Raw genomic sequence first — 21,170 nt, forward strand, 5'->3', positions numbered from 1 at the left:
GAATAATAATATGGAAACCACCATTAAAATAGACTGGCGCATCTCACGATGAACTATGACGCCAGCCTATCCAGTCTATTTATTACTAATGATTAAGCTTTATCCAAAACTGCAGCACCTGTTGAAGCTTGAGCAGGCTGATCGCCTTGCTGCAGTCCTTCTTTTGGATACAGGCTGTTGGAGGTTCGCAGCGGAATCTCACGCAAGAAGAAGGTCAGAACGGCTGCAATCACCAGCAGCGCAGATCCTGACAAGAATACAGTTGTCAGGGAAGAGCTTAATGCGTCACGAAGCATATCTAGCATTTGCGTGAAGAGTGATTGTACTTCATCTGGAAGTGCAGCCTGTATCTCCTCGAGCTTTGGCTGATCCAGCAGCGCTTGCGGATTCTGAAGCACTGCTAGATTCTTTGCTACCGCAGGATCCAGCTTCGTCATATCCACCTTAGGTGCAGATGCCATCGCTTCTTTAATATTGCCAGCTAATTTGGTAGACATGATCGTACCCATAACCGCAATCCCAATCGTACTGCCCAAGTTGCGGAACAATTGCGATGAAGCTGTTGCTACACCGAGATCCCGAGGATTTACTGCATTTTGTACGGTGATCGAGAATACAGGCATTCCGAATCCCATACCTACTCCAAATACAATCATACTAAGAACAGCTACCCATACGCTGTTCATAAAAGCCATGATGATCATACCACCGATCATAAATGGCATTCCCCATAGCGCGTAACGCTTGTATTTCCCTGTCTTCGTAATCCAGCGCCCAACTAAGGAACTGATAATCACCATACTGATCGACATCGGCATCGTAACATACCCCGAGTAAGTTGGCGCGATACCTTCAACGCCTTGAACGAAGAACGGCAGGTAGATTAAGGCGCCCATCATTCCCGCATTCATGATGAAACCAATCAAATTCGATAGTGTAACAATATCGTTGCGGAAGAGATACATGGGAAGAATAGGGCTCTTCACTCGCAATTCCACCATCACAAATATAATCATAAATACGAGCGCAGCCGTGAACATCCAGATAATTTCTGGAGATCCCCAAGCATATATTGTACCTGCCCATGAGAAACCAAGCAGCAGTGGAACAATAGTCAACGTTAAGAATAACGCACCCAAGTAGTCAATTGACTCCGATGCGCGTCGTTCGGTCTTCGGAAACATCGTCATTATCATCACGAATGCTACAATTCCAAGCGGCAGGAAGATCCAGAATACCCACTGCCACGGCATATTATCTACAATTAAGCCGCCAAGTGCAGGCCCGATCACGCTTGATACACCAAATACAGACATCATAACTCCAGTCCATTTGCCCCGTTCACGAGGTGCGAACAGATCCCCTACAGCCATAAAGGCAGAGGACATAATAATACCGGCACCAACACCTTGGATGCCTCGGTAAGTGATTAATTGAAATATATCCTTCGAGAAACCTGTCAAGAACGCACCTATAACAAAAAATACAATACCCGTCAATATAAACGGTTTGCGCCCATATATATCGGATAACTTCCCTACCAGAACAGTGGCAATGGTAGAAGTCAGCATATAGATCGTAATCACCCAAGTATAATGATCCATTCCGTTCAAAATTGCACTAATACGAGGTAACGCCGTACCTACGATCGTCTGGTTAATCGCAGAGAAGAACATAGCTGCAATAATCGCCAGCATGATCGATACTTTCCGTTTATGAGATAAATGCTCCAATCAGCTATTCCCCCTTCGTATTTTCAATCTCATCCAGCATACGTGTGAATATCCGCTGCAAATGCGCGATATCTTCCGGCGGCAAAAAATCTAGAAACGCTAACATCGTCTCTCTTTGCCGTACTTTTAACGAGTCAATTAACCTCTCGCCTTCTGTCGTCAATTGCAGTCGAACAATTCTACGGTCCTCTTCACTGCGATTCCGCTCAACCCAACCATACTCAACCAACTTATCCGTCATGCCTGTAATAGCTCCCGCAGTGACCGTCAATATTTCCGCCATCTCAATAGCCTTCATCGGTCCTCGTTGACTAAGCTCATACAGCATGCGGTGCTGCGACATAGACAAGTCCTCAGGTATGCGCCTTTTCCATTCCTGTGTCATCTTCTTGATTAGCTTCTTGAACAGGAGGGGAAGTTCAACCATCTGATCGTTCTCAGCCATTCAACAATTCTCCCTGCTTTATTAATTTAATATTGAATAATTTAATTCTAAATAATATGGCCGTAATGAAAAAATATCAAGTATTTTTTTCATTTTTTTCTAACTGTGGACCATACGTTCTGTCGCCATTCTCATTCATCAGGACACCCCTATATCCAATCTTTCATCGGAACAAATTCGTGACACATATGCGAAACGGATGACGAACTGGAGCCCAATAGGCGGTAGAGATCATGAAACCTCAGCTTATCGAGCCTGTATAGGCATACTCGATCCCCTTTGCTCAGAAACTGTACATCACGCTTTTTTCTTAGAATCTTTCATTGGTAGCACGACCAATCATCCAGCACTTCACTAGACATACTCGATCCGCTTATTTGTTTTGCTATCCCCCTACCTTATGTCCCTTCTACACTCCATTCGGGCACTATCCCCTTTGCTCAGAAACTGTACATCACGCTTTTTTCCTAGAAACTTTCATTGATAGCACGATCAATCATCCAGCACTTCACTAGACATACCCGATCCACTTATCCGTTTTGCTATCCCCCTGCCCTATGTCCTTTCTACACTCCATTCGGGTACTATCCCCTTTGCTCAGAAAAGATTATTACTCCCCTGACTAATTGGGATAGTACCCGAATGCTCTCTCAATATAGAGATCCTTGCTCTATGGTCACCCCTCCTTGCCCAAACTGTTCGGTTCACTTTCTATCACACCCTCTATACCCATTTTCCTGATGGATTGGAATAGTACCCGAACGGCCTCTCAATAGAGACCCTTGCTCTATGGTCACCTCTACTTGCCCAACCTTCTCGGTTCGCTTTCTATCACACCCTCTATACCCCATTTTCCTGATGGATTGGGATAGTACCCAAACGCTCTCTCAAGAGAGATCCTTGCTCTATGGTCACCTCTACTTGCCCAACCTTCTCGGTTCACTTTCTATCACACCCTCTATACCCCATTTTCCTGATGGATTGGGATAGTACACGAACGCTCTCTCAAGAGGAATCCTTGCTCTATGGTCACCCCTTCTTACCTGACCTGCCCTGTTCACTATCAATCAAACCTTGGCCCCACCCTCCTGATTAATTGGGATAGTACCCAAACACTCAGACAATAGGAATCCTTTTTCTTCACCTGATCGAATGGGATAATACTCAGATGCTCCGAAGATAGGAAGTTCCGATCGATGAACATACAGTTCATTTACACCCTACTATGTCACTATCACTTACGCCCCAAGCTTCCATTTCCTGATCAAGCGGGATAGTACCCGATTGTCACCACTAAGCGAATGAACTCCAACATAACGAGGGCTCACTCACGCAAAAAACCCGTACCTCCATTCGGAGATACGGGTTCATCACGCCGTTTATAATATAGACAAGCTAAACAGTTTAAGATTGTACATTCAGCGGTTTATCCACTAGGGGGTACGACTCCGTACCGATTTGAATTGTCGTTCCAATGGGCATTTCATATTTTTCGTTCAACGATATCGTGACGAGATTGAGCAGAGGGGATTCATCCTGCTTTACGTCTGTTGAATCAGGGGCTGAGGCGTCCGACTCTGTTCCCTTGTCAGTGCTGTCACCCGCTCCCGAGGGCTGGGTCTTATCTGCTCCACCTTCACCAGTACCGGCCGCTTTATCCGCATTTGCACCAGAATTAGCATTAGCATTAGTATTGGTATTGGTAGCAGCATCCGTTCCTGTGCCTGTTCCTGTACCTGCGTCCGCTCCATTAACAGGATCGGCCTCTTTCCCCCTATTAACGCTGCACGCAGAAGCAATCACCAATTTATCGTTCACTTTCTTACTTCCGTCAGGAGCCACAATGGTCAAGGTTTCGGGCTTAAACTCAGCACAAGCTTGTCCATCCTTGAATCCAAACACGAGCTGAGTTACCACCTGCTCCTTGCCCTCTACGATCTTACTTACCTGCTCTGCATAGACGATAGGCTTCTCCGCAACTATTGGTGGCGAAGTAGTGGTTCCAGGATTATCGACTGTGACTGGTGGAGCTTCTTTATCGAACACTCCTGCGGCTTGTAAGCCGATGAATGAGCCTCCTGCAAGGATAACTATCGCCAGCAAGCCGAATACTGCCTTTTGATTGCGTGTCAGCATACGCATTAACGGCGAAGCCAGCTCCATTCGAGCTTTGGCGTAAACAGGCTTGAGCGCCGATTCAGCTTGTTCAAAATACTGCTTGCGATAAGCTCGCTTCTTAAACGCCTCTTTATCATGCTTTTTGAAATACGTGATAATGGCAGCACTATACGAAGGCGATGGTTTACGCTTACGGACAAAGCTTGTATGCGACTCCGACCATTGCATGAACTGGTAGACGATCTCTCTATCAGCGGCATAGGATTGTAGGAAATGTAACAGTGCTCCGTACTCCACTAGACCTGCATCGCCGTCACGATAAAAGGCGAGTACGATGCGGTCGAATTGTGAAGGTACGACCTCACGGCTCAACCATTTGCGCCCAAGCTTCTGTACTTGTTCGATCTCGGCATCCGATAAATCGTCAAACATCTTCATATCAGGCTGGCGCAAACTAAACCATTGGTAAGCCGCCAGCATCATAGCAGCTTTGGCTTGCACATCTGAGCCGAATCGAGCCGCCCATTCTCTTACCTCATCCGGTTGCTGTAAGAAACCGATCTGAAGCAGCTGTTCTTTCGTCAGCGATTCAAGATCAAGCTCTGTCAGCAAGAATACATTGGCGGCATAAGCTAAGTTCTCTATTAACGCAGAATCCGCAAGCTCAGCATCCTCCCATCTCGTACGTGGCAGGCGGCGCAGCTGTTCAAGAATCGCATTCACGACCGTGACCGGATCATTCTCTGGACGGAGCTTCTCCAACAAGGCAGTCTGCGCCATGCTCGAAAATGAAACGCTGCTCAACACCTGCAGATGCAAACTGCCCCATTCACATACGAGGTCAATGACATCTCCAGCTCGATCTGCTGTATCAAATTGCTCTTTCATATAAGGGTCAAACAGAGCCCCGGCCATTCCACGATTCAGTATGGTATCGAAAAATACTTTGCTGAAGGCATGATGTTTGCGAGCAACAGCGTAAATAGCCGCAGCCCGAGCAGCATCTTTATCGGCCTTCGCTTGGCTGATAGCATGAATGAACAGCGCAATGATCTGCCCCTCATGCTTGCCGCCGCTGATCCGATAATAATCCTTGAAGCAATCGGCAGCTGCAGGATCCAACTGTTGACCCTGCTTAATCTGATCATATTCACGATTCAGCAGAGCAACAAACAGGTCATTCAAGCGCTGCTTAGAGGATGGCGCCCCTGGCGTGTGCAAATATTCAAGCATCCCGCGCAGGACTGCAACCTTGTTCATGTCGTAAAGGGCTTCTTGACCCTCTTCGATTAGATAATAGACGCACAGCTCATGATAGCTCGCGATAGCGGCCTGACGAACCGGATCCATATCTCCAAGCATCTGATCCGCGAATTGATAGAAGCGTTCCGCCCGCTCAGGCTGATCCAGGTTGCTCCAAGCCAAGTCCAGATACGGCTGGTTAGGCAGCTCCGCATCGATATTCATCACGCGGCCGGAAGCAAGGTCAAACGTATATTCCTTCTCTGTGTTGCGGTCATTGGGGCGGAAGCTCCCTTTTTCCACGAACATGATATGAATGCCTCGCTTGCTCTGCAAATCCTTCACAAAGGTCATGAAGCCTAGTAATTTACGATATGCATATGGCAAGCTTGCAAATAATATAGTCAGCAGCTCACGCGCATGAACCGACAGTTGTTCGATCGGAACATCAAGCGCGATGTACACCTTTCTCTTACCTGCGGCGGACATCATAAATGCGAATAACAGCTGTTTGAAGATTCGCTCATCGATCTTCAAGGCCGCTAGACGCTCGCGTACTGATAAGGAGCTTCTAAAGCTCGCTTCTGACTTAAGCGGAATCTGATCCAATTCAGGAAGCTCTGTGCCTTGCTCAATATCGTAGCTATCAGCAAACGCCGCCTGCATCCAACCGCCATAATTGCTTATGATCTCAGCCGATCGTTCCGCCGGGATCACATAGTTATGCGTAAAGAAGGTGCTGCGCAGCCCAGTAAAGTCAGCGGATTGGTAAACGCTGCGCCCCATGACAATAGCACCCTGATCCGTGTGGAACAGATGCAGCGCATCAGGATAACGCGCGTTGTCTTTCTCTCCAGCAGTCGTCAACTCCATAGGCGCGTCATATACGCAGAACGGATGAAGTATCTTCTTGACGAAAGAGGCGTCTAAGCCTCTTGATACTGCGATTGTGTCATAGCCTTCAGTAGATCGAAATATTCCACGCCGTTCCCGTGTATACATTTGCTGCTGAATCTGTGTGGGAGTGTGGTGCACTATTCCTCTCTCCCTTCAATGTATTTCAGTTGATAAAGGAGCCATATGAATGGTTCATCTACTCGAATCGGACTCACAACGCTTTCCAGCTTCTGATTGACCGGATTGCTGCCAAGGGCTGACACTGCAAAGTAAGCAGTATTGGAGAAGTACACATCCATCGTACCCTTGAACGGACGATCGACCTTCTCGATGAAGCGTCGGATTTCGCCGTCAATATTTTCGAACTCAGTCAAGTTGAGGTAGTTGCGGTGGATCATATTTTTGAAAATGTTGCTGTTGGACTTAATGTACTCGCCATCCTCGTCCTTCAAGGAATGCAGCATGTCACTCTTCGCGAGCACAACTGCAGTCGGGATATCAGTCTTCCCTTTGTCCTCATAGGCAATAAAGTCGCCAAACATCGTCAACACGACATCCCGCGGCTCGTCGTACTGCGAGACCCATTCGCCTGGATTATCGCCGTATTTGATGCGAATCTTCTCGCGGATCGAGCGAATCTGCAGCGGATCGACCAAGAACAGAATCCCGGCAGAGTTCTTAATATGCTGCCCGTGCAATCCCAGATAGTCCTGATCCACCATCCCCTCGCCTGCTACATCAAAGAATACGAGCGTCAGCGGAGGCTTGGATTCATCCTTGAATACAAATTGAAAGATAAAAGGCTCCTGCATCTTCTCTTTCTGAGTGGATGCCAGCAGATCGCCGCGTTCAAACAACGGCTCTTCGTACAGCGTACGGAACTTGCGGCTGATCTCCGTATTGAGCGGCATGCAAGCTGCGTCAAAATGATCTGCCGTCATATGCTGCAGGGTATGAATCAGCGATGTCATGTAAACGGACTTACCCACCTGCGATGCCCCAATGATGGAAATGATATTGCTCGGCACCTTGCCTGCGGTAATAGGAAGCTCGTTATGACATTTCGGGCATAAGCGTTTGCGTGTCACGACACCATAACGATCGTTCAAGCCTACAATGACATGGTCAGAGTATATATGCTGCTCTTCTGGAATATCCCGCGGATACAAGATCGCTTCGATGTCATATACGGAATCCAGGCCAAATCGCTCGCGATAGCGATTTAGTTCTTCATCTTCGCCAAGCGCGTAGTTCTCGTCGTCCTCACGATGGTGCGCTGCGCGGAATACCACTTCATCGGGATGAAACTTGCTGAAGCAGTATGGACATACAATATCGTAAAATAAAGGCTTGGGAACAACCTCTTGCTTTCGTTTGAAAAAATTCAAGAAACTCATCGTTTACCTCCTCTGAGGAATAGGATTGCCTTCATCGGCGGCATAATCGATTCATCATTATGAGAACGGAAGGCGCAAGCGCTGCGTCCGTTCATCCTTATTCCGGTATGAGCTCGTATAGATGGCCATATCTTGGTCCATCCGTAAAGAACAGCCGTACGTATTCTTCCTTCCCGATCTCAATAGCGGGCAATACATTCTGTCCAGGCGCAAAATCGACCACGAACGGGTAAACCGTCCCGTCATCACGGCTAATCGGGTAGCCGCCTTGCTTCTTCACGTAGCAGAGCACTTCCTTCGATAAAGGAACCTCGGTCGTCACCTGAATGTGTACTGATTTGTACTTCTTGAATAAGCCGCCTTTCATGCGGATCGCATAGCGTATCTTGGCTTTGCCTGTGCTGACTGCCTGACGGTTGGCTCCGTCCTGTTGTCGAATGAGCAATTGCTCACCGTCCTCCATGACGCAAGCATACACCGTATACAGGATGCGGCCTATTCCATTAACTCGATCGTGGTAGCCGTTGTTAGCTTTATATTCGTCCTTCGTATAGAGCCGCAAGCCTGTGAAAGATGTCGGTTCTTCAACTCCGGCATCCGCATCCATCTTGCGGATATATACCGATTGTACGCCCGCTGGCCAATGCCAGCGGAGCGTACATCGGTCTTCGTCTATACTGCCGTTCAAGCCAGCAATAATCGGTGAGTCGTTATCCGCATCGATAAATTTCATGCTGTATCGGCCTCCTTGCTTCATGCAGCCGTCTAGAATCCACGGCTGCCTCTATCCTTCGGCTGCTCTGCGATGCCTCGCGCGGCGCGTGCCGCCCCTGCTTGACGCTGCTGGCGATACAGGCTGCCGCCGCTCTCCTTCACAGGTACGACAAGTGTGAACATCGTCATAACGCCGGCGAGCAGCAGGTCAGCCAGCAAGCGGATGATGCCATCCGGCAAGGACCAGCCGGTTAGGCCGAATTCGAGCAGCATGCCGGCGAGCAAGCCTGCTGCGGCTCCGCCAATGGCAAAGCTGCGCGCGAGATGGCGGTTGTCGAACACGATGCCGAGCGCGATGCCGATTGCTGCGCCAATGATAACGAAGGAAAGGATACGCAGCACCATATAATAAGCGCTGTCGCTCGTCGATCCGGTTCGTTCTGTCAGCAAGGTGCGGTCATCTATGTTGTCGTATATTTCTTGGAATACGAGTGACAAGTCATCCGCATTTGTTACATCGTAATATTGTCCGCCTGTACGACTTGCTATGGATTGCAGCGTGCCTTCACCGGAGGCATCTACCAGGCTCAGACCGATCGTGTTGATAGGTATCTTTTCATCGATGTACTCTGCCAGTATCGTGTCCACCTTAGAATTACTTACGCCGTCAGACAGCAGAATGACCATCGTGCCACGCTTCGAATCGCTCTTCTCACGAATATGATTCATCGATTCGGTTAATGCAGCGGCAATATTGGTGCCGCCGTCTGTCGGGGTTAACCCGTCGATCTTCGCGAAGAGCTCCTTCTTCGCCTCATCCGAGTTGGTCGGTGTGAAGGGCTGCACCAGTTCAGCACTGTTGCTGAAGGTAACAATAGCTACCTGCTTATCTTCGTCCATATTATTAATCAATGACTTGGCTGCTTCATAACGTCCATTGTCAGGATCCGTTCTCGTCATGCTGCCTGAATTATCAATGACCAGCACAATATCCTTTACTTGCTTCACGCCGCCCATATTAAGCTCATAGACGAACTCCAACACTGTACCTAACACAAGCAGCAGTACAAGCGTTGCGGGAACAAGCAGCTTCCACGATAATCCCGTGTACTGCTGTCGCCATGAGGAACCGCTTAATCGCGGCGAGATCATCTCAGCAATCAAGCAGAACAGCCCGATGCTAAGCGCAAGTATGCCCATATATATCCCCACTATAAATATGGTCGGCATATCGTCTATCAGACTGTGCAGCACATACTCTCCAATCGCGAAACCAACTGCTCCGCCAATAAGACTGAACAGTACAAGCAGTCCGTTTATTTTACGCTGCATATGACACGCTTCCTCCCCATTCATTCGAGACTCACACATCTCTGCCTCTATCAAGTTGCTTCTGAATTAGCGGTAATATTAAGCGCCATTCCGCCTCCTTCAGCAAGAGAAGGCGATATACGAGAGTCAATCGCACTATAGCTGCTACCCTAATTATATCACCTCTGGACAGCAGCTACAGCTTTACGAATTGACTATTAAGGTGCTTACTATAAATTCATCTCACCGAATGGCGCCTTGAATTACCGCTATTTCATCGCTGCTATCGCAGCACAGGCAATTGATCCGGATCTATGCCATGAAAGGCGTATCCGTTCTGTACATAATGCTCATAGTATACTTTGCCATTGCGATAGAACATCAAATCTTCCAAGTGGAAGCCGCCCATCATGTTTAGCTTCTCCACGCCGCTGCTCCGCTTCTCATGGACACAGCCGAGCTTATAAATGCGCGAGGTCTCATCTGCACCAAGCGCATAACGAACGAACTCGCTCGTGTTGTCACCGAAGAAATACTTCTCCTCGTATCGATGCTCATGCGTGTAATCCAGCAGACGAACATGAATTCCTGCCTGCTCTTCGAGCCTGCGGTAAAGCATCTTGAACAATTCGTCCTTCGACAGCACCTGCCGATTGCTGTATTCCACGGTGACATTGGCACGGTGCAGCAGCTCCTCTTCGAACGTTAAGCGAAACGGCTCCGCCGTCAGCAGCACTTCACGGCACACGGTAATCAAGCGGGTCATGAACGCTTCCTCACCTGCATCGAGCAGCTGTGTGATGCTGCCCATATATCGCTCCTCGAAGAACGCATTTGCCCCGCGCTTCGATTCAATCTCTTGCATCACTTGCTCCGTGACGCGTTCATAATACTCCATAATGTTCTGCCCGATATAATCATCGGCTGAACGAATGCTCGCTTGCGCCGCTTCGCGCAGCGTCTCCTCCATGGCGCGCATCCGGCTCACCTGCTGCTTGTAATGACCGTGCAATCGCAGAAGCTCCGCCTCATAGCGGCGAATGAGCTTTAGCTCGGTCTCCAAGCGCAGGATGTCCAGCTTCTGCCGATATACGGCATCGAAGAAGGCGCGAATGAAGCTGCGCACATTGTGCTTATCCATAAGCGGCAGGCGCTGAAACGACAGCTCTTCCACCTTGCTGTAGTAGATCTGCTCCAGCTCGGCACGCGCCGCTTCGATCGCGCGGGTCGTTTCCCGCCCGGCAGCGCTCAGCTCCTTCATCACACTCTCGGCTTCGCCGTGCTCATCTGTCCAAGCATAGAGATGAAAGAAGCCAACCTGCGGATGTGTAGCCAGCTGATGCTGCAGCGTACGCTGAATCTCCTCAGCCGCATCCATCCGTCTGACGGCTTCCTCCGCCTCCCTTGCAAGATTCTCATGGAAGTATGCGCGGCATCCGCCTCCGAACAACGCTTCCTCCGCTTCCTGCAGCGTCATTCGCTTCAAGCTGCTGTAGCTAACCGGATGCGTCATAATGCCCGCCATATCGTGAATGCGCTCCGCATCCGGGACGGCCGCCTCCGCGCGCGCTGCGAGAGCGTGCGGATCGACACCGAACATCGCCAGCTTCTCGCGGTTGCTCCATTCAAGCTCCACATTCATTCTCTTCATGAGCTTGTTAAAGAAATAATACAGCACGGCCATCGCAATGGAATGGTTCGGCCGTTTCACCTTCGCAAACCCTGCCGATACATAACCTTGCCGGCCTGATTCCGTCATGATGTTATTCTTGAATGATGTATTGTTATAACCGCCGACATTCAGATCATAGGCAGCATCCTTCTGTCTCCGATTCTTCAGCAAACTGATGTGCGAGATCATCTCGTAGTTATCCTGCATGCCGGTTGGCGATGTGATCCCGCGTTCGTCCTTATCAGACAGGACGTAAACGAGATCGAACAGAGGTGCAGACGAATGCTTAACCGGAATCGCGATCCCGTCCTCCGTCACCTGAAGTGATGCAGCAAAAGTATAGTCCAGCTGCTGCATCCGCTCCAATTCACGCAGGAACGCGACACCTACTGAGCTCGTGTAGCCGAATGCTTCCACCTGATCGCGCTCATAAATGAGCGCATACAGATCCATCTGCACCGACTTAAACGACTGACTGAAGATGGACTGTGCGAGCAGGCTGATCTCCGGGATCAGTACATTAAGCGGATCATCGACTCGCGTAATGACAGAGAGATGAATGCGGTCAAATGATGCATATAACCGGCCATAATCCGCTATGTTCATGCTGACCTGCCGCAAGATGCGATTCAGATCGAACAGATGTCGATCCTCGTCATAAAAATGACGGTACACATCCTGCCGATACGTCTTCCCTTCTCGCTTCTCTTCCGGCAGCGAAAAGGCGATGCGGCTCAAGCGCGAAGCATGGCCCTGCTTAGCCGCATTCGTTGGATGGCAGCCCGCAGACTGCTCGCTGCCAGCAGAGCGTGATGTAACATGTACGTACATCACGCCTGCGCTGTTGTCCCATTTGCGCTCATTCACGCGCATGATTGGATCTATGGCCTCTTCCGTCTTGTCGCCAATGAACAAGTACACAGTCGGATAATGAATGCTGCTCTGGTCATCGCCTTTGCCGGTCAGCTTATCTTCCGCTGCCGAGTATTCAGCTGCGTAACGTTCCAGTAGCTGTTTCGTCATCGTCTATTTCAACTTTCTGCGAATCGCATGTAATTTCGTTGTCATCTGCTTGTAGAACTGATAAGTATCCTCTCCGTTCGCAAGCTCGATCTTCTCGTATTCCAAGCGATCGCGCGCGTCGAGATAAGTCTCGTACAGCTCATCCAGCTTCTCAAGCAGAGGCGTGATATCTTCGGAGGCGGTCATCTCCGTATCACGGCGCGATGCTTTGCGCATCAAGGTGCTGAGCTTCTTCTCATCCAGCTCGCGGAAGCGCTCGAACACCTCAAACTCCACATAGTCGCGGCTCTTCATCACATTTGCGAATGGCTCCCATGCTTCTTCCTCTTCGTCGCGATCGTACACGTACAGCGCGCCTTTCTTCGTGATCGTGCCTGTGTAAATCGCCTCGATGAATTGGTCGAACCACTTCTCCTCGTCCTGATACTGGCCGAGCACCTTCTCCAGCTCGGCGATCTTCGCTTCGATCGCTGTATATTTCACCAGCTCTTCGCGAACACGCGCGATCAGCTCAGGCGAACGAATCAGGTTCTCCTTCGCCAGGTCCTCCGTGATGCTGCCGAAGATATCCTTCGTGCCCGTCTGTTCAAGCCCGCCTGCAAGCAGGCGTTTCAATTCGACGACGGCACGCTTCACTTCGCCGAGATTCGGCTTAGGCAAGGTCAGCTGCATATCATAGCTTCCCATCAACGCCTCAAGATCAAGCGGCTTCGTGAAGACGACCGCATAGCGGTTGCTCGTGTTCTGATCGATATCCTTCTCGCGAACAACACCAAACGCAAGCGCTCGCTCATACTCCGAGCGCACGCGCCCATTATAGGCTTGCACACGTGGGTTCACGTACGTGTCCCCCCATGACTTCTCTGGAATCGGCGACGGCAGATACGTCCAGTTCCTCTTCTCCGTCTGCACGAGGTGACGGCCGATGCCTTCCTTCTCCAGAATCGTGCGCTCATAGCTCTCCTCGTACACCTTCAGCGGCGTATATACGAAGAGCGGCACGCCGTTGCGTGTATTGAGCCAGAAGATGCGGTTCTTCACTTCGCTCTCTTTGATCGTAAAGTGAGACTTGCCCACCGCATTATTCTGGTAGTTGCGAATTCCTTTGAGAATGCTAGGCGCGTTCACAGGCACCGATACGAAGCCCCATGATGGGAAGTACAAGCTTCCCGAGCTGTTGCTTAGGTGGAACACCGGAACAGCCTCTTCATCCAGCTTGCTCGCGATGTTGCGCTCCACAAACTTCTCGATCGACTCTTCATGACCGAATTTCATAATAAGGAATTCTTCCATTGACTGTGTGATCAGATCGCCGAACTTCAGCGTCAAGAAATCAGAGATATTGCTGACAATGTCAATCTCCTGCTCCTTCACCCATTGATTCGAATGTTCCAGCAAGGACAGCGAGAAATCTCGAATCAGATCATCTACTTCCTTCTGCTCCATCACTTTGCTGATCACTTTCGAGATGTCCGGCACGCTGACGATATTCCAGTAATAAGTGCGATTACCTTTGTGGTCTGCCTGCTCATCGCCGTTGATCAGAATGTCGCCATTTTTCTCAAAGATCGAGTTCAACGCATTCAAGATTTCGGTAAATACGTTATAGATTCGATTGTTCTCACGGTTCAAGAGCTCATACAGGTCCTCGTAGAACTCAATCATCTGCTCTGTCCGCTCGACATCCGCGTGCAGCCAATATTCATCAATCTTCGCCAGAATATAGGCATTCTTCTTCTTATCCTTGGAGACAAATGCGCTCTTCGCATCTCCTAGACGTTGATAAGCCAGCTCATTCGCGTCTTCAATATCGCGCGGGATGCGGTGCAGATTCTCACGCAGTGTCTCAATATAAGAGAGCAGCATCTTCAAGAGACAGAAGCCCTTCTCGGTAAAGATCATGCGGGATACGTAGAACGGTCCTTGCTCCGGATGCAGGAACATGCGGCGAATCTGATCTGTAAACTGTCCCGCGATCTCGCCAGGAAGCTGCTTCTTCGCCTTAATATACTCTTCGCGCGCACGCGTCAGGAACGTTTGCTCGAGCTCGGTATCCATGTTGATGACCTGCGTCTTGATCACGTTGCTGTAGCTCATGCGCTCGCTGTTCTCGAAGCCAGGCAGCGGCTCTGGAACACGGGATTCGAATGTCTTAATCATCGAATCGAGATCGATGCCGAGCTTGCGTGCAAACTTCTCGACATCCTCCTGCGTCGGCGCTTTCTCGAACATCTTCTCCATCTTCTGGAACAAGCGGTATCCGAGATACGTCGTCATTTCTTCAATCGGCAGCACCGCGGAAGAAGCACCGATGATGTTGTACTCATAGTTCGCTGGGTACACCTTGTTCATCTGCGCGATGTTTGTCCGAATATTGCTGATATAGTCATGGATCGCGAATTCCTCGCCTGACTGCTTCTCTTCGCTTGATATAAAGTTCGTAATATTCTCTGCTGTTACGTTCATCGTGTAGTCGTACGCATTTTCCAACAGCTTGCCTTCTGTATTCGTCGCTGAAATGAGATGGCACAGATTGAAAGGCGGCAGCGGTGAATTAACCGTCAGGATGTTGCCGTACTTCTGCTGGAAACGCTCGCTGCGGCTGTCTACATTCATCCAGTAATCCAGCTCTTTAAGGGCGGCGTAGCCGTTCTTCTTGATATATTCGCGCGTATGCTCGCTCAAGCTCTTGTTGGACAGGTTAATGTCCGGTGTAAAGAGATAGCCGAGTGTATTCACGCGGTCAATGCCGGCAGAGCCGTGGTCGCGTTCGATAATGCCGCGCACGATATAAGCGATATCCAGGAAGCATCCGCTGCCTGTTCCGCCTGATAGGCCCGTCAGCAGGAATACCATCAGCTTCTTATTTGTACCAACCGACAGCGTCTTGATCTTCTTGTCGATTGCTTGTACAACTTGATTAATCTTGGTGAACAAGAGCAGTCGTCCGGCTTGGCGAACGCCCGCCGCGCCGTTCATACCGTCGGTGATGCTGAGCTCCGGTGACAGCCAGTCGGTAATGTACGACTCCAAGACGCTGCGGTTCTGCAGCAGTCCGCCGATCTCCGCATTGGAGAGCAGCACAAACTCATTGATCGGGTCAAGCCCGATCCCTTTATAGCGCTTGCCGCGATCCTGCTCATTCGTTTCAAATGCCAGGAATTCGACATTGTTCGGCTTCTCCAGCTTCTTCTTGGACAGCGGATCTTCCGGCAGCTTGAATCTGCGGTTTATTTGGTATTTTAAGCGCAGCAGCGCGTCAATACCAGTTCCGCCAAGACCAATGATAAGAATCGGGTTATCAATCGTATCTACCCGAATCTTCTCACTGACGATCCCTCCGCCCAATGATACGTCTAGCTGCTGAATATGCTCTCTTACGATTGGTTTCAACTTACTTCCTCCTCCGACTAATACGGATTGCGGCATTCGCCGCTTATTTCAAATATTCGATCAATATGGTCTTATCTACGTTAGCAAGCGGTACCGTCACACGGTCGCCGCTCTTTAATTCTACACCTTTGCTTGCATCAATAGCACGCCCTGACTTCTCAATCGTGCTTGCAGATCCGTTCTTCAGCACAATTCGGTCCTGGCTGCCAGGTGTAAAGAGGATATTCTCCGTCTCCTTCAACTCTGGAGCCAGCTGCAGCAGCTGATGCAGCGTGAACTTGCCCTTGAACGCGGTCAGCTTCTTATACTGCGGGTACGTCTTCTCGCCCGTATTCTCGTCGCGAATCTCGATGACGAGCTGGCCTACGAAGCCGCGGTTCGCCTTCTTAACGGCTGCCATGATGAAATAGGCAGCGGCCGCTATCGCAAGCAAGCCTACCGCACCTGCAATATACATCCAGACCGGAGTGGATTCCTCCTCCACTTGATCTGGCGCTGGCGTTGTTCCAGAAGCGTCCGCTGCGCCGCCCGCCTTCGCGCTTACTTTGATCGGCTCCGTCTCACGGTAGAAGCTCTTCTCCTCTGCGCGTACGAGCAGCTCATAATCGTGCTTCTCTGCGATCTTATAGCTGCCGCCGAAGTGGTCGCCCAGATTATCCAGCTTGATCTCTTCCGACTTGCCCGTATCGAGGTCCTTCACAACGAGAGCGGCATTCATGTTCTTATACAGCTCATTATCCTGAAGCTTCTGGCCGTTGCTCATCAGGTACGAATTGATCTCAATCTTATCGCCCTTGCTGTATTTCTTGGACGGAATCGGGTCCATCTTCAGCTCCAGGTCGTAGTTGAACACGAGATTGATATCGATCTTGTCCTGCGGTACCCCCTTGACCTGCAGCTTCCAGTCGCCTTCAGCAGGCTGGAGCAGCTTGATCAGCGAGTAGCTCTTGGACTTCGACAACAATGCGCTGTCCGACGGCACGGCCACGCTATTACCCGAAGGATCCGTCAGCTTCACTTCAACAGGCTTGGAAGACATGATCGAGATATTCGCTTCCAGCACGTTGGCATTCGGCACATTGACCGTTACCTCTTGATAGCCGCCAGTTCCTGTCAGCGATTGAACTGGTACGATGTTGAGCTTCAGATGGCTTGCAAAGATCTCGCTCAATATTTGCGGCAGATCATCCGCAGTGTCTGTTGCAAAGGACTTCCCGCCTGTCTGCTTCGATATGTCCTCGAGCGGCTTCTGATTCAGATTGCCGTCCGCATTGAGCCCGATCGTGTAGATCGGTATGCCCTTCTGCTTCGCGTCCTCTACCGCTTGCTGCAGCTCTTTATCAGACTGCTCTTGCGTACGGTTCCCCTTACTGTTCAAATAATTGTTGCCATCTGCCAGCACCACGATCATCGGCTCATGCGCAGGATCGGCTCCCTGCTCAAGCACCTTGACCGCTTCTTTCACCCCAACCGCGATATCTGTATAAGCCCCACGATTGAGTCCGTCAATGTATTCCTTCAATTCTTCTTTGTCAGCGGCAGATTCAATCGTCAGCAGCGCCTTTTCGCGCTCGATCTTATCCGTATACGCTACGATGCCTACCTTATCTCCCTTGGTAGACAGCATATCGATAAACATCTTCATCGCTTCATTGCCGATCTTATTGACATCGCTCGTATTCATGGAATTACTCACGTCGATGACGAGCATAGCGTCGATCTGTGAGGCTTGCGGCGCTGCTTGCGCCGCGGGCAGGCTGCCTGCTAACGGCAGCAGCAGTAGTGTAATGATCCATACAATATACAGGGACAGGTGTCTTCTCCGTCTCATAGTTGAACTCCTTTGTTGTGAAATGAGATAATATAAATACACGGATGCGTTATAGGCAATAAGCCTCACATTGCCGCGAAGAAAGCTTACTATTTATACCAGAGCTTTATCATATGATAGTATTATTCAGCTCAAACTTCAACGTAGCGCATAACAGCTGGGCGGACCTAATAGGCGAAAAGTCATAGGCTCCTCCCATTAACAAACTCCTGTTATAGAAAGGATTGTAATATGGTTGCATACGCATGTATAGGAATTATGTTTCTTTATGCCGCAGTGAAGTCAACAACCTACTTTTTCCGGCATAAGAACACGCCTACTTCCGATGATATCGATCGTCGCTTGCTTACGATACTGAATCGCGAAGGTGAACGGTCATGAGTGCTAAGAAGCCCGTACAGTTCCATCCTTATAATAAGACGCGATATAGGGTGCAAAGGTTAAAAGTTTGCAAACATTGCAACACTTACACTGTTCTGCCTGCAGAACAGTGCACCAACTGCGGCAAGAAACAGATCATATCCGTTGAGCAGCGCGCCGCGATTCTTGCTCGCCGCTCGTTGCAATCGCATCTGCTCCTTGTGGTTCTGATCTCGCTCGTCGCTGTCCTGTTTAGCAATACTTTCCTACAGATAGCGCTGTCGCTCACAGCAGGAGTCGTATGCACACTCACCATGTGGTACTTCCAGCGCAAGGCGATACCCTATGAGACAACTCGCGAGCTGGATAAGCTCATAAAGCGGGATGAATCCAACATCGTGAAAGGCGTATTTCGAGATTGGGAATCCGCTATCGGGCTGTGGAAGACGGAGCCAGTGAAGTCATACGAGATGCTGCGCGAGATCAGCACCGTGCAGCGCAGCAGCACGATTCGCCTGCAGCAGATTGCGCTGCTCGATTCTTTCATTTTACGCAAGGATATGGAGCTTCAGCTTGAACCGCTTCTGGTGTCGCACTTCGAGCCCATGCTTGCAAGGTATATCGGCGAGCTTGCTAGAGTCAAGCGCGATCTCATTAAAGAAAGAGCGCTCCGTTATGTGACGACCTATGAGATTGAGTTCTATGAAATGGAGCAAGGAACCGAGATCTTAACAGCAGTTGTCGGCGCTGCAGTACGCATGAAGCACTATGTTCAATTGTATCCGAACTTTATTGCTCGCTACGCGCGCTATCTGCCGAAGGATCGCTTCCTGCGCCTCTATAACATCATCGGTCAGAACAGCACCCAGGATTGGGGCGGATTAAGAGATGAAGTCTATCAGATTTACAAGGAACAGTACCAATGGGACCCAGATTTTCAATCTCAATGAAAAGGATATACGATATGACGAAGTTACGGGTGCTGAACCCTCGGAATATGTTGATTATTTTATGCGTGATTGCGCTGGTTCTTATTGGCGTTAAGGGCGTCAACATCTCACGGAAAATATCCGCAGTCACCCAAGCCGAGCAGTTGTATAACGATAAGCAACTCGTGGAGGCCGAGGATTGGTATCAGCAAGCGCATCGGAATCGCTGGATCGATTATAAGGAGCAGGAAATTGATGCGCGCTTGCAGGAGCTTGCTCCGATCACCTCGATCAAGGAGCAGCTGCTGGTTGTCCGTCGCGATGCGGAAGCTGCTGTGAGCGATTCTGACTTCGAATCGTTTATGAACACATACAAGAAGCAGCAGAACGTGCGCAATTCTTATGTTGGTAATAATAGCCCATTCGAAGCCTATTATCGTGAAATATCAGAGTCATACGGCATTTCGGATAGCATCATAGCTGGGTTTGAATATTTCAAGAAGCATTTTGATGAACAAATGGCTCATAATCTGGAACAGGACAGCTACGAGGATGAATCGTTCAAGGCGAACCTGCTCCGCATTCCAGATCTCTATTATGGAGGAGCGGAGAAGAAGTCCAGTCTGCTCGCCAACAAGTTTGAGAGCTATGATGGGCGGAAGCTGTCCCGTCTTGGGGCTTCTGGACAATTTAACCATATGCTCGATGAGGCGTCGTCTATGCTGCGCAGCTACGAAGAGCTGAATTATTATGCTCCTTGGCTGGCGAAGCAGGTGGAATCAATCGCGAGCACCGTTATGCAAAAAGATGCTGAACAGGATCATGTTGAAATTTATATCGCTCATGCTAAGGCATATGCTTCATTCGCCGAGAACGCTGGAATCAAATCCGGCATTGCTGGAAGTGTCGAGAAGCAGATCAACTCCTGGATGAAGAAGGCCGAACGGTATGTATCCAGCGGAGAATATGAGGCGGCGATTAAGCTGTACACGGACTTGGCGCCTTATCGGGATACTTCGGCCGACATTCAAGCGGCTCGCCTGGCTTGGGCTGTCGCTGAGCCTGTCCGTCTGTTGGAAAGCGTTGACCCTAGTCAGAATTATAGCCATGTTGTTGGCGGAGGGAATCGCTTCGGTACACAGGCTTATGCTGCAGGGGTTGATGACAGTAGTCGTGTGTACTTCGCAAGTTGGGAAGGCGGCGATGAGAGCGTTCGCGTGCTGACCAGCAGTCCGATTCCAACGAACTCTGCCGTCACGAGCTTAACGATTGAAGATGCGCTTAGCAAGAAGAAGCCTGTCCTGCTGCTCGTATCCGAATCGGTAACTCGCGAAGCCACCTATACGCTGCTGCAGGTGACAAGCAAGGAGATTAACACGCAGTTCCAAGTCGAGGCCGACAGCTTAGAATTAGTGGGTGACAACAAGATTAGGGTGACGAATCCGAACATAAAGGGTGCTGAAGGCGGCGTTGCCACTTATCGCTTGCTCCTGGGCCAATACATTTATACTGGCATGGAACATGAAGATACTGCATTCGATCATGAGGGCAATGTGGATACTAACGCAGGTGCTGGTAAAGGTCACGGTCACGGTCACGGTCACGACAAAAGATCTGACGCTGGCGCTGAGACTGGCTCCGATTCCAGCATGTCGCCAGAGATGGGATACCGTGATATTCAAGTGAATGATCTGATACAGCACCAACATGAGAAAGTCCGCTTCAGCTGCGAGCTTGTAGAGGGCGGAGATGGTGCCATCTACGCGGTCATGGGAGACAGCTTTATCGCATTGAACGGCGATTTGCCGCAGACGAGCGGCACGATTACGGTGATGGGCAGCTTCAATTCATATACGGAAGTGCTCATAAGCGATCAACTCGTCAATATCCCTAGCTTCGATGTCGAGGCTGTAGAGTAATGTTGGACTGCCTATTGCGCGGGCAGTGGCGGGGCTAAGACGTCGTTTTCCGACGTCTCAACCTTCTCGCAAGGCCTTTTTGAGTCTGAGATGTCGGTTTTCGACGTCTCAGACTCTTTTATCGCTGGCGCGAGGGCGTTTATGGGGCTGAGACGTCGTTTTCCGACGTCTCGGCCTTCTCGCAGG

11 protein-coding genes are annotated in these 21,170 nt (G+C 49.9%); 2 read left to right on the forward strand and 9 right to left on the reverse strand.

Features of this window, described 5'->3' with window-relative positions:
• Positions 1 to 92 precede the first annotated feature (92 nt).
• The 9 genes from AC3WTP_RS13670 to AC3WTP_RS13710 form a co-directional block, all read right to left on the reverse strand.
• Positions 93 to 1,733, reverse strand: a complete 1,641-nt coding sequence (locus AC3WTP_RS13670) for an MDR family MFS transporter (protein ID WP_492395175.1) — start codon at positions 1,731 to 1,733, stop codon at positions 93 to 95.
• Positions 1,734 to 1,737: 4 nt separating this feature from the next.
• Positions 1,738 to 2,178, reverse strand: a complete 441-nt coding sequence (locus tag AC3WTP_RS13675; RefSeq protein WP_492395176.1) for a MarR family winged helix-turn-helix transcriptional regulator — start codon at positions 2,176 to 2,178, stop codon at positions 1,738 to 1,740.
• A gap of 1,404 nt (positions 2,179 to 3,582) precedes the next feature.
• Positions 3,583 to 6,573, reverse strand: a complete 2,991-nt coding sequence (locus tag AC3WTP_RS13680; RefSeq protein WP_492395177.1) for a GAP1-N2 domain-containing protein — start codon at positions 6,571 to 6,573, stop codon at positions 3,583 to 3,585.
• Entirely contained in the window at positions 6,573 to 7,832 is a 1,260-nt protein-coding gene (locus tag AC3WTP_RS13685) for a hypothetical protein (protein WP_492395178.1), read from the reverse strand. Before AC3WTP_RS13685 ends, AC3WTP_RS13680 begins: the two co-directional genes overlap by 1 nt.
• Positions 7,833 to 7,929: 97 nt before the next feature.
• Positions 7,930 to 8,565: a beta-mannanase gene (locus AC3WTP_RS13690; RefSeq protein WP_492395179.1), complete on the reverse strand. Its 636-nt coding sequence runs from the start codon at positions 8,563 to 8,565 to the stop codon at positions 7,930 to 7,932.
• Between the two features lie 32 nt (positions 8,566 to 8,597).
• Positions 8,598 to 9,878 (reverse strand): vWA domain-containing protein, encoded by a 1,281-nt coding sequence (locus AC3WTP_RS13695; protein ID WP_492395180.1) that lies wholly within the window; start codon positions 9,876 to 9,878, stop codon positions 8,598 to 8,600.
• Between the two features lie 262 nt (positions 9,879 to 10,140).
• Entirely contained in the window at positions 10,141 to 12,552 is a 2,412-nt protein-coding gene (locus AC3WTP_RS13700) for a transcription initiation factor TFIID (protein ID WP_492395181.1), read from the reverse strand.
• Positions 12,553 to 12,555: 3 nt separating this feature from the next.
• The gene (locus AC3WTP_RS13705) at positions 12,556 to 15,945 is read right to left on the reverse strand and encodes a tubulin-like doman-containing protein (protein WP_492395182.1); all 3,390 of its coding nucleotides are present in this window, start codon (positions 15,943 to 15,945) and stop codon (positions 12,556 to 12,558) included.
• A 43-nt stretch (positions 15,946 to 15,988) separates the two neighbouring features.
• Complete coding sequence (locus AC3WTP_RS13710; protein WP_492395183.1) at positions 15,989 to 17,776, reverse strand: vWA domain-containing protein; 1,788 nt, start codon at positions 17,774 to 17,776, stop codon at positions 15,989 to 15,991.
• 377 nt (positions 17,777 to 18,153) lie between these two features.
• Between AC3WTP_RS13710 and AC3WTP_RS13715 the strand changes: the two genes are divergently transcribed.
• Together AC3WTP_RS13715 and AC3WTP_RS13720 are read left to right on the forward strand one after the other, a co-directional pair.
• Complete coding sequence (locus tag AC3WTP_RS13715) at positions 18,154 to 19,086, forward strand: hypothetical protein (RefSeq protein WP_492395184.1); 933 nt, start codon at positions 18,154 to 18,156, stop codon at positions 19,084 to 19,086.
• Positions 19,087 to 19,100: 14 nt separating this feature from the next.
• On the forward strand, positions 19,101 to 20,984 hold the full coding sequence (locus AC3WTP_RS13720; RefSeq protein ID WP_492395185.1) for a hypothetical protein: 1,884 nt from the start codon (positions 19,101 to 19,103) through the stop codon (positions 20,982 to 20,984).
• Positions 20,985 to 21,170 lie beyond the last annotated feature (186 nt).

It is taken from the genome of Paenibacillus sp. EB106-04-04-XG159, from assembly GCF_058791835.1.